The organism is Chitinophaga sp. LS1 (assembly GCF_034274695.1).
GTDB lineage: Bacteria > Bacteroidota > Bacteroidia > Chitinophagales > Chitinophagaceae > Chitinophaga.
In genome coordinates, this window is record NZ_CP128362.1 from 6838332 (window position 1) to 6854729 (window position 16398).

At 46.9% G+C, this 16398-nt stretch carries 2 protein-coding genes; both read right to left on the minus strand.

The features are described from left to right. Positions 1–8: 8 nt before the first annotated feature. Positions 9–12137, minus strand: a complete 12129-nt coding sequence (locus tag QQL36_RS28090; RefSeq protein ID WP_321567541.1) for a non-ribosomal peptide synthetase — start codon at positions 12135–12137, stop codon at positions 9–11. 10 nt (positions 12138–12147) lie between these two features. After that, on the minus strand, positions 12148–16392 hold the full coding sequence (locus QQL36_RS28095; RefSeq protein ID WP_321567542.1) for a type I polyketide synthase: 4245 nt from the start codon (positions 16390–16392) through the stop codon (positions 12148–12150). Between the last annotated feature and the right edge of the window lie 6 nt (positions 16393–16398).

Here is a 16398-nt window from a genome sequence, read left to right on the forward strand (position 1 = left end):
AAATTTTATCAGATTTCTACGGCTTCATATTCCCTGTCATCATGGGATGTCTGAGCACCTGCGGTCATCCATTTCGATTCCTCTATTCCCCTGGCCAACCCTTCAATAGTTGCCTCTTTAAAAATGGTCTGTATGCTCAGGGTAACACCAAATTCTTTTGAGATCCTGGATAATAGCTTTATAACTTTGATACTATGACCGCCCAGGTCAAAGAAGCTGTCATGCACGCCGATGGGCTGACTTACACCCAGCACTTCCTGCCACAGTGTGGCCAGGCGTGCCTCCATGTCATTGCGGGGTGCTACATAGTTACTCCCCGGTCCTGCGGCTCCCCAACTATCTAAGAGCTGCTGACGATCTATCTTACCATTGCCGGTCAGCGGTAAGGCCGCAAGATGTTCGATATGCGTCGGGACCATATAACCAGGCAGCATCAGGGACAAATATCTTTCTACCTCTGCTACCGTGGCTGTTCCGCTGATAAAACAGCCCAGCTCATTTTCTCCGCTTTCGGTCGCCTTCACCAATACTGCACTTTGTAATACGCCCGCACAGCCGTTTAAGACACTCAATATCTCTTCCAGCTCTACCCGGTAACCACGGATCTTCACCTGGTGATCCTGCCGGCCCAGGAAACGGATGCTCCCATCAGGAAGATAGCTCGCCTGATCTCCTGTCTTGTATAAGACGGCTGGCCATGCATGCAGCCCATTCTTGACAAACCGGCTGGCGGTTTGCGGTGCATTATGCACGTAACCAATCGATACGCCGTCTCCTCCTATATACAACTCACCGGGTATGCCAATGCCACATGGCTGGCCGTTACTATCCAATATGTACACCTGCGTATTGCCGAATGGACGGCCTACCGGCACGATCCCTTCGCTTTCATTCGGGGTGCATACATGCAAGAGCTTCCCTACCGTTGTCTCTGTTGGCCCATAATGGTTCACTACTTCACAACCTCTGATCTGCGCTGGTATGGAGGCCGGTAAAGCCTCGCCTCCAAAGACCAGCAGGCGTTTCGGCAATAATAATTCTCTGCCTGCCGACAATGCCTTCCAGTGAGAGGGAGTGATCTTTACACAGTCTATTTCTTTGATGGATTGGATCAACACATCAGGACTGCTTAATTCTTCTTTGGAAAACAGGTGCAAACAACCACCGAAAGCAAGGGAACTGTAAACAACAGTATTCCCAAGGTCTGTAAACAGACCGGATACCAATGCGTAATCACGACACGATGAGATGGGGATACGGCTGGCAAGCCCATACAGGTAGTCGACTATATTGCCTTGAGTGATCTGCACCCCTTTGGGCTGACCGGTAGAACCCGAAGTATATATCACATACAGCAGATCTGATCCTGTGATGGAAACAGACGGTGCTACACCACCTCCTTCCAGTTCATCTGCAATCAAAATCCTGCCTATATCTGCCGGTAAACTATCCGCTACAACACGATCTGTAATCAACAAATCAGTCTGACAATCTGAAAGAATATGGCGGATGCGGGACACAGGGTATGCTGGATCTACCGGAACATAACAGCCCCCGGATTTCAGGATACCTAACAGGCTCGCTATCGCATAGCCTGAGGAAGGCATACACAAGAGTACCTTACTGCCATTCACAACACCCTGTGTTATTAAATACTCCGCTATCCGGTTGCCCGTTTCATCTAACCGCTGATAGCTCCATCTTTCACCTCCATAATGAATCGCTGCTGCTTCAGGGTGTGATTTTACAACACCTTCAAACAAACTCATAAAAGTTGTTCCCACAGGCACCTCTGCCACAGAACGGCCAAAGGCATACAATTCACAAAGCTCCGCATAGGATAAATAATTCACCGGACTGGTACCTGTTGCAAATGCATTGATCACATCGTTGAAATGACCCGCAATTTTTTGCACTGCTGCCTGTTCATAGATTTCACTCCTGTACATAAAAGTGATACGCATGTGCTCCCGCACAGGAACCACCTGCACTGTAAAATCAAAACTGGATTCTACCGATGCTTCCGAAGCAGTCAGGCTCAACTCATCCAATCCCCCACTGCTCACAGCTGCATTCCCCGCTATCATCTCCTGAATAGGGAAGTTCTCATACACAAATACATGATCAAACAGTTCATTGCGCAGGGGGCTTTCGGACTGTACATCCGGCAGTCGCAGGTAATGGTGTGGCAGGCTTTGAATAGCATCATCCTGGATGGATCTTAGCAGTGCCGTCACTGTCAGATCCTGCTGGCAGGTTATGCGGACAGGAATGGTGTTGATGAATAATCCCACCATTTTATCCACCCCTTCCACTTCATGCGGTCTGCCAGATACCACTGCACCAAAAACAACATCCTCCGAATTATTATAGCGACCTAACAACCATGCCCAGCAAGCCTGCATGAAGGTATTTTCTGTTACGCCAACCTTACGGCAAATATTCCTGATAGCCTGTACAGTGGTACTATCCAACTCAAATCTAAATTTGCTCATTGCCCCGGGTCCATTTTTCAGTGTTATATTTCTAAATGGCACCCTGACTGTTTGTGCATATCCTTGCAGGTAATGCCGCCAGTATTGCCTGCTGGCAGCTATATCCAGCTTACTTAACCAGCTGATATAATCCGAATATGGATAGACTTTTTCCAGGGAAGGCTGCCGGCCTTCATGGTAAGCCTGGTAAACAGCATAGAATTCACGTATCAATACCCCGCTACACCAACCATCCATCAGTATATGATGGTAGGTCCATATAAAAACGTATTCATTATTCCCGCCATCCAGTACGGTTAACCGCACCTGCGATCCATTCCCCAGGTCAAATCCCTGCCGGATATCCGCTTCTTTCCGGGCGGCCACCACATCCAAAAGGTCTGTTACCACTTCATAACGAAATCCTCCTGTAACAGACTTTTGCACGATCTGCAGGTTTACGCCGCTGTACAGATGGGTAAATGCAGTGCGGGTCACTTCATGGCGTGCCACCAGGTATTCAAAGCTTTGCCGTAATATATCTGTCGATAATTTACCCTTTACATGATAAGACACCTGGTTCACATAAGAGGTAGTAGCAGGATCTGACAACCAGTGATAATAGATCCCTTCCTGCAAAGGAGATAATTCGTAAATATCCTCAATATTTCCTGTTGGATTCAACGCCTGCAGCTCGTCGATAGACATTCCGCTGAATGTAAGATCACTGGGCGTAACATACTGATGTGCTGTTGCGGACAAACGCCGGATCAGCTGTTCCAGCTGCCGTTTATAATTTTCAAGCCAGGCGGTAATCGTCTCTTCCCTGAACCAGGCAGCGATATACCTCACTGCTATACTCAAATTACCTGCTGCGATCATGCCGGTGATCGTAATCCCCGTTTCAGGCGTATAGGTTTCAGACACCTCCATGCCTTTATAATCCGGGGCATAGCTAAATAAGGAAGATGTACCGGGATTGTCTGACAACTCACTAAATTCTCCCATGTAATTAAAAGTGATATCTGCAGGAAGTATAGGATGTACTTCATTGCGCAGATACCTTAACACGCCATACCCGGCTCCTTTGCGGGGAATAGCCCTTAATGCTTCTTTTACGCTCACCAGGTACTGTTGCGGATCCCCTGTATCGGAAGTATCCAGCAGGAAAGGATAAATCGCAGTAAACCACCCAACGGTACGGGATACATTCAATGAAGACAATACGTCCTCTCTGCCATGCCCTTCCTGCAATATCATGAGGTTTTGACATCCAAAACTTTCTTTTACAGACATCCCCAGTGCGGTGAGCAGCAGGTCCCTGGTATCCGTATTATAGACTTTATTTACTTCCGTTAGTAATGAAGCGGTCAGCGTCTTGTCCAGCACAAATCCACCTGCCCGGGTGATGGTATCCGTAACCCGGCCCTCAGGGAAATCGACCGGTAATGGCACTCTCCTGGCAGATACGACCTGCTGCCAGTATGGAATTTCTGCTGCCAGCTGGTCTGTGGCTGCCAGTTGCTGCAGACTGGCTGACCACTGCATGAAACTATCCGTTTTTAATGGCAGTTCTGCCTGCTGACCATTGACCAGCTGCCCATAACACAAGGCCAGGTCTTCCAGCAATATGCGCCAGCTGATTCCATCCACTACCAGGTGATGCACCACCAACAGCAACCTGTCTCCATCCTCCATATGGAAAAGCCCTGCATGCAGCAAAGGCCCATCAGCCAGGTCAATTGTCGCCTGCAAACGATCGGCAATGGCTGACAATTGTGATGTGGTACCCTGCAAATCATGTACTTCCAGCTTGTAAGACTTCGCAGTTTTGCTACGGTTAAATTGCCGCCAGATACCTTCTTCTTCCCAACAAATCATCCGGAGGGCATCATGATGGGTACAGATAGTCTGCAAACATTTTTCCAGTATGCCGGTATCTATCCGTTCCCTGGACTTCAGTAAAATTGACTGGTTATAATGATGTTTATCCTTGTAATTCCTTTCGACAAATGCTGCCTGTACAGGGGTCAACTGTACATTTCCTTCCACCGCTACTTCCTGTTTCACCTGCTTTTGTACCACTTCCGTCACATACCCGCTTAGTACCTTCAATACAGGATATTTCAATATATCGCCCACCTTTACACTATATCCACGCTGTTTCAACTTTGTCGCCAGCAGGATCGCCTTGATGGAATCCCCTCCTGATTCAAAGAAACTATCTGTAATCCCCCCGGCCAGCGGCCTCTTTAAGACTTCCTGGCAACATTCCAGTACAGCCGTTTCTACACCTGATGCAGGCGCGGTATATACTGTGGCAGGTGCGAGTTCCACCCTATCTACATCAGGAAGACTTTTGCGGTCAATTTTACCATTGGGCAACAGTGGCAGACTTTCCAGGTGAATAAAACGCCCGGGTAACATATATTCAGGCAATTGTTTGCCTGCCTGCTCCCTCAGCCACAGATCCCCATATTGCTTACCGGTATAAAAAGCGACTAATAATTTATCATCGTTGGCATCTTCCTGCAACATGACCACTGCAGCACCCACACCCTCCACGGATAATAGTACTTTTTCTATCTCCCCAGGTTCTATCCTGTATCCTCTTACTTTTACCTGGTCGTCGGTTCTGCCCACGTAAATGATATCTCCGGATGCAGACCATCTGACAAGATCTCCCGTACGATACACCCTGCCTGCGCCTGTAATAGGATCTGCCATGAAACGTTCTGCAGTCAGCGCCGGTTGGTTCAGGTATCCCCTGGCCACACCATCCCCGCCTATTAGCAGCTCACCGGCCACACCTACAGGACATAACTGCATACTTCCATTTACAACATATACCCTGGCATTGCCATAAGGCCGGCCCACAGGCACTTCTTCATATACATGCTGCAGGTTTACTTCGTGCAGCAGCACTCCTATCGTAGATTCCGTCGGTCCATAGTGGTTGAATACCTTTCCTCTGTAACTGGCAGCTGTCAAATGCTGCAGCACGCTTCCAGGAAATTTCTCTCCCCCAAAAATCAGGACCTTTGCAGGTAAAATCCGGTATCCCAGGCTGGCATAAGAAGTCCACAGTGAAGGGAAAATTTTCATCGCTTCAATGGTGTGGGCTTCAAAATACTGCTGCAATAACTGCCCGTTATGTAATAATTCTTCTGGTAACAGGTGTAATGATCCACCTGTGCATAAGGAGGCAAAATGAATCGTATGATAAGCATCCGCAGCCAGTGAAGCTAAGATGCCGAAGGATTTACAGGTATCCAACCCTGTGCGGGGTATAATATCCAGCAAATGGGCTGTTAATGAGTAATGAGAGATCATTACGCCCTTAGGCCGGCCGGTGGAACCAGATGTATAGATAATATACGCCAGTTGTTCAGGAAGGACAACTACCGTAGGAACGACATCGGTGGCTACTACCGGAGCTGCATCGGCACTTGCTACAGGAGGCACATCAAAGCCTGCCACCAGGTCTGCCCCCGGCTGCAGGAAGGTCAATCCGCTGATGGGTCCTATTGCCTGCTGCATCGCCTCTTCTGCTATCACCATCCTCGCCCCTGTATCTTCAATAATATACCGGATTCTTTCCGGGGGGAATGAAGGATCAACCGGTACAAATACTCCCCCCGCTTTTAAGATTCCTACAATGCCCATCACCAGCTCCACAGATTTCGCCGCAGATATAACCACCCGTTCTTCCTGGCCAATTCCTGCACGCAGCAGGAAATTGGCTATCCTGTTACTTTTACTGTCCAGTTCAGCATAAGTGATCGCTGCATCACCACAAACAACTGCTACCTGTTCAGGCACCCGTTTCACCTGTTCATGAAACATAGCTAATACAGTCCTGCTCCGGTCATATTCCAGGTGATGCACATTCCAGTCAGCCGACAATTGCCAGGTTTCTGCCGGGTACAATATATCCACTGCATCCAGGGATTGTTCCGGCCAGCTGCATTGCTGATCCAGTAATCGTAAGTAATGGCTTAACAGTTGTTCCATCTGCTCGTCACCATATATATCAGCATTGTATTTCAGGTCTATCCTCAGCGATCCGCCATATTGCTCCACATTAAACAGCATATCATATTTCACACTGGTATTTCCACGTGCTATAATGGTCGCAGTTCTATCTTCATACGCATCGTTTTCATTATGCTGCTGGTTCTGCATGGTGAACATGATATCAAACAATGGGGATCTGCTGGTATCCCTGCTTAAGTGCAACTCTTCTACCAGCCTGTCAAACGGGTACGATTGATGCTCATAGGCAGCCAATGCGGTTTCCCTTACTTTTTGCAGCAGAGAAATAAAATCCATTTCCCCCTGCAATTGGGTGCGCATCACGAGGGTATTAATATAAAAACCAATCTGGTTCTCAAGATCCACATGATCACGACCTGCAACAGGGCTTCCAATCAATATATCATCCTGCCCTGAATACCGGTACAGCAAAGTATAGAGTACACTTAGCATGCCCATATACAGGGTACTGTTATACTGGTTACATAGTTGCAGCAGGCGATCAGTGACTGCGGGAGAAACAATCGCAGCCACGTAACGACCATGTTGGGTCATCACCTTAGGCCGTGGATATTTTGCCGGCAGCTGCAAAGGAGTGATATCGCCTTCAAATTGTTTAACCCAGTAATTACGATGTACCTGGGCTGCTGTGCTCTTCAGCTGTTCCTGCTGCCAGGAAGCATATTCTTTATACTGTATACGCAAGGGTGGTAGCGCCGGAGAAGCACCATTTAAAATCGCTTCACAGGCGTGCAGCACTTCCCTGTACAGTACTTCCAGCGACCATCCATCACTGATAATGTGGTGCAGGTTGAACCATAATATGTGATGCTGATGCCCGGTATTCACCATCCCCCAGCGGAACAAGGGTCCGTTTTCCAGGTCAAATGGCTGATCAGATAATCCATTGATATAATCATTCACTGCTTCATCTCCGCCTACAGTCATTACAACCATATCGGGTACATATAAGGATTGCCCGGCTGGCAATACCACCTGCCTTAACTCACCCTTTGCATTTTGCCGGAATACTGTCCGCAACACTTCATGCCGTTCAATCAGTAAAGCAATTGCTTTTTCAACTACAGGGGTCTCATACCTATCATCCAATATTATCCTGCCCGGGTTATAGTAAGACCTGGCCGTATCTTCCTGCTGACAGGTGATCCAGATCCTCCTTTGACCATCACTTACCGGGTAATCCGGTGCATCTGCCAATACAGGAATGGCACTATACAGGGAAATATTATTTGCCCTGATTAACCCCGCATGTGCGGCGATAGTCGTATGCTGGAACAATTCCTGCAACGTCAGCTTTACTTCAAAGTGACGATAATAATGATTCACCAGCTGCATTAACCGAAGGCTATGCCCGCCAATGTTAAAGAAATCAGTATGTACACTGATATTCTTTTTTATATGTAGTACCTGCTGCCAGATACATTCTATGATCCTTTCCAGCTCTTCTGTGGCTGCTACAAATCCATCAGACACCTCCAGGTATGCTGAAATATCCAGCTGTGATAATTTTTTCCTGTCTATTTTCCCATTAGGGGTCAAAGGGAATGATACCTGCTCTATGATATGTGCAGGGATCATGTAATCGGGCAATTTACTTTTCAGGAAACCTTTGAGCTGTTCCTTATCAAAGCCCGTTTCTGGAATCACGATCGCTACCAGTAGCCGGCTGCCATCTTCCTGTTCTCTTGCCTGTACAACTACCTGCGCAACATACCCGCTTTGCTGGAAGATGTTTTCAATCTCACCCGGCTCTATCCGGTATCCCCGTATCTTCACCTGCTGATCATTCCTTCCTGCTATTTCAATCCGGGCATTCATATTCCACCGGCCGATATCACCGGTTTTATACATCCGCTCACCATGTGCAAAAGGATTTTTAACAAATACCTGTGCGGTCAGTTCTTCATTATTAAAATACCCGTTCGCCAAACCATCTCCTCCAATATATACATCTCCATACACACCGGCAGGACAAAGCTGCAGGTACTTATCCAGTATATATATTGCTGTATTCCTGATTGGTTTTCCTGCATGTACATGTTCAGATGCCCTGAGCAATGCGCCTGTGGACCAGATAGTCGTTTCAGTAGGACCATATACATTGTATATAGCTGCGCTGGTATGAGATTGTACCTGGCGGAATAATTTCTCCGGGAACTTTTCGCCGCCTACGATGAGGTGGTGCAATGATTTAACAAATAACCGGGAGTCGTTGTCTTCCAGCAATGAGTTCAGATAAGAAGGTGTGATCTGCATGGCAGTAATCGCCTGCTGATCTTTCACTGTTTTACGGGCATATTGTTGTTTCAGCTCATTCAGTAAAGGCAGGCTTTCCATCACTTCACCCGTATCTATCCCAAAATCTACGAGACAGGCTATTTCCGTTACACCTATTGTGTATAACCTGGCTATCAGCTCATGACAGGTGGCAGGAGTGCCCAGTAAAGCAGCACTCTGCCAGTATCTTTCAAAAGCAGCTTCCAGCACTGCCTCCATATCTGCTTCTGCCAGTTGCGCATCATTGCCTGCAAGGTTCTTTAACAAACTCACATTGGATCGCAGATATTCTTTAAACGGCTGCTTTACGGTGGCCCTTACTTTTTCATCATCCTGACCTATAAAGGTATGCAGCATCACCGCCACCTTCCTCGTAGCAGGGTCATACCCATGTTCAATTAATGCCTGTTTATATACGTGTATATTCTTTGCCAGTACAGTAATATCCTGGCCCAGCATATGTGTCAGCAAGTGTGCGCCGATACTGCCGGCTGTGCGGAATGTATCGGTACTACCGGCAGAGGTAATCCATATGGGTAACTCCTGCTGAATGGGCCTTGGAAATACCCTCAGTGATTTTTCCCGGTCATTGCCGTTTTTTCTTGTGATGCTTCCTCCTTTCCATAATGTCTGCAATGTTTGTAGCTGCCTGTACATGATCTCCTGCCTGTGGCTATAGTTCTCTGGCTTCAATACAAAGTCATCTGCATGCCAGCCGGATGCAAAAGAAAGTTCCACTCTCCCTGCCGAAAGATTATCTACGACTGCCCAGTCTTCAGCCACCCGGATCTCATCATGCAGGGGCAATACCACACTTCCCGAACGAAGTTTAACATGATTGGTAATAGCAGACAATGCACCTGCCAGCACAGCAGGGTTAGGGAATATGCCGCCAAAAGCATGAAAATGTCGCTCAGGCAACCATACGCCCGAAAATTTATGCGCATCTGCAAACTGCACTGATTGCAACAGGAACTGGTATTTATCGTGCTTTTCTTCCTCCTGCTGACTGGCAAAATAAAACAGGCTGAAATCCATTTCTACCTGGCCACTGCCCGCATAGGTATTGAAATTATTGATCCATTTACTATTGTCATGCAGTGTAATACGCACCCCATTGCAGAGTGTCCATATCAATTCCAATATTGAAATATCAAATGATACAGAAGTAATAGCCAGCAAATGATCATTTTCATTTACAGACAATAACTCCTTCATGCCATACATGAAATTGAGCAAAGCCCCATGTGCAATCATCACTCCTTTAGGCCTGCCTGTGGAGCCGGAAGTATAAATAATATAAGCCACCTGTGCTGGCAGCGGGGCATAGCCGGATGTATGTGCATGATCATAAGTGAGCTTGTCCACACTCACTACATTCATCCCCTGCACATCCACCAGGCGATCTCTCACCAGTTCAGTACTCAGCACTAATTGCGCCCCTGTATCTGACAACATATACGCAATCCTGTCTGCAGGATATTCAGGATCCAGCGGAACATATACGGCCCCAGCCTTCATCACACCCAGTATGGCAATCAACAGTTCTGCACAGCGATTCATAAAAACAGGGACAGGTGTGCCTGGAGTAATCCCTTCTTTTACGAGGTAATGAGCAAGATGATCACTATATGCATCCAGCTCTCCATAAGTCCAGGATGCACCTGCAACTGTAAGAATCTTTTTATTTCTATCCTTTTCTACCTGCTCCCTGAAAAGATCGATGACGGTCTTATCTGCGGGATTTTCAGCAGCAGTCTGGTTGAAAAGTTTCAATAATTGCTCGCGGTCATCAGAAGGCAGATAATCCAGTTTACATAAAGCAGTAGCAGGATTGCTGACAACTACCTGCAACAGGTTTACAAAATGTAATACCAATTGCCTGATAAATGCCCCTTCATAGATATCTGTATTAAACTCTACCCGCAGGGATAACCCTGCTGCTGTTTCTGCAAAATCAAAATTGAGATCCAGCTTGGTCATACAACTGCCTTCCTCCACTACTACCCCAGGTACGCGGCTGGTGACAGCCTGTTTATCATCATAGCTACGATGACTTTGCAATATGACCATCACATCAAATAATACGGACCTGCTTAAGTCTCTCTTCATTTCCAGCTCATCCACCAGCTTATCAAAAGGATAGGCCTGGTACTTGTAGCTATCCAACGTCACCAGGCGAACCTGTTCTAGTAGCCGGAGAAAACTCTGTTCTCCGCTAAACCGGGTCCTCAATGCCAGGGTATTTAAGTAATACCCGATCTGGTCTTCCAGCTCAGGATGTTCCCTGCCTGCCAAAGGCGTACCGATGATCATATCTTCCTGCCCGGTATACCTATAAAACAAGGTATTTAAGACCGCCAGCAATCCCATGAACAAGGTCGTGTCTTCTTCCCTGCAAAGGTTCTTTAATGCATCTGTAACGGGCTTATTGACCAGGATACTCATGGTCTTTCCGCGGTGGGTGAGCACAGGCGGTCTGATACCTGATACAGGTAGTTCAAGCACGGGTAATTCACCTGAAAACTGTTCCAGCCAGTACTTACCGGCGGTTACATAGGCTTCGGTTGCCAGTTGTTCCTGCTGCCAGCTGGCATAATCCTTATACTGTATTTTTAGTGGAAGGGAATGATAAGGGGTGCCGGAAGTAAATGCATGATAATACCCCAGGATATCTTTTTGTAATACTTCCATAGACCATCCATCACTGATAATGTGATGCATATTGTAATGGAAAAGAAATCTACCATCTTTCAGTCTTAACAAACCGGCCCTGAGTAATGGACCTGCCCACAGATCAAATGGTAAGGCTGCTTCCTCCTCAAGGTACTTTTTAACCGCGCTCTCATCCCATTCCGATGCATCCTGTTGCTGGAATGAAAAAGGGAATTCCCCTGCAGATAAAACCACCTGCCTGATCTCTCCTTCTTCATTCTCCCTGAAAACCGTGCGTAATATTTCATGGCGGTCTATGACAGACAGCAATGCCTTTTCCAGGTTGCCAGGTATATAGTGAGGTTCCAATGTAATACGAACCGGCATCGTATAAGCCATGGCTGCCTCGGGGAACTGGCTGAGTATCCATAACCGCCGCTGACCTTCTGACAAAGGATAATTTTTAGATACAGCCACCGGGCGAATAGGTGCTACCTGTCCCTCTTTTGTATACTTATTGAGATAACGGATCAGCTCCTGCTTATTTGCTTTTATCACCTGCAACAGGTCCTCCGGCAATGTGCCGGATTCATTTTCAAAGACCAGTCTCAAATCTTCCCCGTCTACTGAAAGGGATATTTTTTCCTCAGATAACCGGTTGATTAATTCGATCATAAAACAGCTTTTATATAATGAGCGCTTTAGGGTTTTCACTTTTATTACCTGTACCCTGAATCTGCAGCATACCTGTTATCACTTGCAGTTCATGGGATAATTCCCGGATGGTGGGATGTTTGAAAAAAACATCAACAGGCAATTGTATCTTGAATAACTGGTTGAGTTTTCCTGCCAGTGTCATAGCTTTTAAAGAATCTCCACCCAGCTCAAAAAAATTATCATCTATACTGATATCAGCTGTTCCGAAAAACAGGCTCCATGTATCCAGCAATTGTTGTTCTACAGGGGTGAATGATTCAGTTGTTATTTTCTCACGCCGTTTCTCTTTCACAACGATTGCGGGCTCAATCACCCGCTTACCGAACCGTGTTTCCAGGTCTGTTACAGAAACAATTACACCAGGATAGTCAGTTAAGCCCAGCGTGGTTTCAAATACCTGTATCATCTCTGGTTGGGTGATACCTGATTTTCCGGCATCGAATGATAATCCATCCAGGTTCACAGTAATCCAGTTTTTCAGTTCCTGCTTTCTGACCGTTACAAAATGATCCATAAAACTATTGGCCGCGGCATAGGCGCCATAGGTAAGTCCACCAAGTATAGCGGCAAGACTGGATGCAATCCATACAAAATCTGGCTGCAGTTTGCTGAATACGATATGAATATTTTGTAATCCTCTGACTTTGGGTAGAAAATGCTGCTGTACCTGCTCTCGTTCCAGGCTTGTAACAGGGCTAAATCCTGTGGAAGATACATCTCCGGCTAAATGAATGACCCCATCTATCTTACCAGGATATTGGCTTACAAACCGGGACAGTGCATCCAGGTCACTAATATCCAGCTGGTGATAACTGACAGTCCCGCCCAAGTGTTCCAGTTGCCGTACTTTTTCTATGGTTGCATCTGGCGCACTTCTACCTGTTAACAACAGGGTCGCCTGGTAATTTGAAAGCAGGTGTGCGGCCAGTACCATCCCTATTTTCCCTGTGCCTCCTGTAATGAGATAATGCCCCCCTTTTTTCAAACCGGATGCAGATGGCTGGCCGCTTATTGAGATGTGCTCATAAGCAGGTACCCAACGAAAATCTTTTCTGAGGCAGACTACCTGCTGCTGGTAATTCTGCAACAACTCCTTACAAACTAACGATATGCTACACGCTATTACATCCAGGTGAGCAAAGCTGAAAGATGGATGTTCCTGTGCCAGCACTTTCAATAATCCTGTTATCGGGGCAAGCGGTAAATCATACACATTGCTTTCTCCTGATACGGACAATAATCCTTCTGTGATAAGCGTCAGTTTTTTGAACGCCTCACCATGCCGGATCAAGTGTAACAAATGAAGAAATACAGTTTCAGGATCATCCTCCACACCCATCCATATCAATTGTTCCGGGTGATTGTCCGGCCGGGCTAACGCAGCTTTTAACTGTTCATAGTTATTCGTTCTTGTCACCTGGTGACCATCCCTGTTCAACTGGTAGGTGATACGATCTGCCAGCTCATTTTTACCCGACAGTATCAGGAAGTGGGTCTTCTCTTTCACTGGTTCGTTAGGTAAGAAGGCGGCCTTTTTCCATCCCTGGAAATAATACCCGTTATTAATATCCTGTCGCTTCTCTTTATCTGCATGCAGGTAACGGGTCAGCAATGTCTCCAGGTCTGCATCCACAGGGAAAGAATTTTTTTTGAAAACATAACCTGGTAATGAAACCCGGGCACCTTCACTGTTCCAGTTCACGTCTGCACCACTTTCCCAGATCTTACCGATGCCTTTCAAAAATGATTTATAATCCCCCGTCTTTTCCTGGGGATGCCGGATCAATTGAATGATAGGGGCTTTCTGTAATATTTGCCGGCAAAATCCAGCTAATACATTTCCAGGGCCCACTTCAATCCATACAGTATTCCCCTTTGCAGTACTGATGGTTTCTACGCCATCCCAGAACAGGACTGTTTCTATAATATGCCGTCCCCAGTAGACGGGAGAACAATGTTCATCGCCAGCTACCTTACCTGTCAGGTTAGCATACACAGGTATGCGGGGAGTAGAGAAAGTAATGTCGTTGATGCCTTTTACAAATTCTATGGCAGCTGCACTCATCATACCCGAATGAAATGCATGTGAGGTCTTTAGCCGGGCTACGCTTATCCCTTTTTCTTTCAGTAAGCGCGTAACCTCCACCACGTCTTCTTCATGCCCGCTTATCACACAATTACCGGGCGCATTGATGGCTGCAATACTTACGCCCTTATCCCTGATCAAAGGTGTCACCTCCTGCAAAGCAGCATGAACGCCGATCATGGCCCCCTGTGGCTGTTCACTCATACACCTGGCTCTTTCAAGTACGATGCGGACGCCATCAGGGAAAGTAAACACGCCACTGATACAGGCGGCTACCAGCTCCCCAATGCTATGTCCTATCATGGCAGTTGGCCTGATACCATGATGTGCTAATAATTGCGACAATGCATATTCAAACACAAACAGTAAAGGCTGTGTGTACAGCGTATTATTGATACGCTGATCTTCTTCAGCGGGCGGATACAGTATGTCTATATACCGTTCACCGGTCAATGCTTCCAGCAGGGCACACCCCTCATCTATCCATTTGCGAAAGACGGGTGAATGCTGGTAGAGTCCCAACCCCATATTTACATATTGCGCTCCCTGACCGGGAAACATAAATATGATAGCAGGATGATGGACGGCGGCATTTACATTCGTATTGATCATGGGCAATTGTGCCAGCAGGTCAGTGACAGAATGAGCCGTTAGCGATGTCCTGTAACGAAAATGAGCTCTTCCCTGTTGTGTAGTGAATGCGATATCCGGGATGGCCGGCTTTTCTACAGTAAGGAAAGATTGCAGTGCGGCAACCTGGTTCGCAAGGCCATCTGCCGTCTTAGCCGAAAATAAAACCAGCTCAGTATCCCCTTCCTCTTCTATTTTACCTGCAAGCGGCGCTTCCTCAAGCACAACATGTACATTGGTTCCTCCTATTCCAAAAGCACTCACACCCGCCCGTAAAGGATGTGCTGCGGTGGCTTTCCAGGGTGTAAGCGTATCATTTACATAAAATGGCCCTCCATTGAAATCAATATCAGGATTGGGAGATTTGAAATGTAAACTGGGAGGCAATTCTTTATGATAAAGGGATAAAACCGTCTTTATAAAACCTGCTACACCTGCAGCTGTATCCAGGTGTCCCATATTTGATTTCACGGCGCCAATCGCACAATGTTTCTCTTTATTGAAATGAAATGCTTCATTGAGTGCAGCAATCTCCACCGGATCTCCCAGTTGCGTAGCGGTACCATGTGCTTCTACATATGAAATGGTCTCCGGACCTATGCCGGCAAAACGATGCGCCATCCGGATACACTCCGCCTGCCCCTCCGGGCTGGGCGCTGTATAGCCCACCTTCCGGTTGCCATCATTATTCATGGCAGAAGCCTTTATAACAGCATAAATGTGATCCTTATCCCTGATCGCATCTTCCATTCTTTTTAACACCACTACCCCTGCACCTTCTCCACTGATAGTGCCGGATGCAGCTGCATCAAATGTCCGGCAATGCCCATCTGCCGAATAGATCATTCCCGGCTGGTATGCATACCCTGGTGTACGCCCCACATCAATGCGTACGGCACCTGCCACTGCCAGGGAGCACTCCTTTGTAAGCAAACTACGGCATGCCATATGAATAGCAGCCAGCGAAGTAGAACAGGCTGTATTGATAAAACAGGCAGGCCCTTTGAAGTTCAGCTTATACGCAATCAGCGTAGGAAGAAAACTCTTATTGGTAATAATGTTCGCAAAAAAAGGATCTACATTACTGTCCATTCTCCTGATCATGGAGGCCGCAATCCAGTTCAGATGCTCCGAAGCCCCGGCAAAAATACCAGTACTGCCGGGGTAACGATTGGGATCATAACCGGCATCTTCCATGGCATGCCATACCTCTTCATGGAATATCCTGATCTGGGGATCCATCAGTTCCGCTTCTTCACGCGTGTATCCAAAAAAACTATAGTCAAAGGAAGTCTTATCTTCCACTACAGAACGGGCAGCAATAAAACCAGGCCGCTCTTCGCTGATGCCCATATCCCCTAATTCTTCCTTACTGTAAAAATGTATGAGCTCCCCGCCAGTGCGAATGAGCGACCAGAATTTACGGATATTATCAGCACCTGCAAACCGGCAGGACATGCCTGTTACGGCAATATCTTTCTTACTGTAATTACTCATAATTAA

What these genes read in the sequence shown, in the direction of transcription:
- QQL36_RS28090 (WP_321567541.1), bottom strand. Translation starts at nt 12,137, where the DNA reads ATGATCGAATTAATCAACCGGTTATCTGAGGAAAAAATATCCCTTTCA.
- QQL36_RS28095 (WP_321567542.1), bottom strand. Translation starts at nt 16,392, where the DNA reads ATGAGTAATTACAGTAAGAAAGATATTGCCGTAACAGGCATGTCCTGC.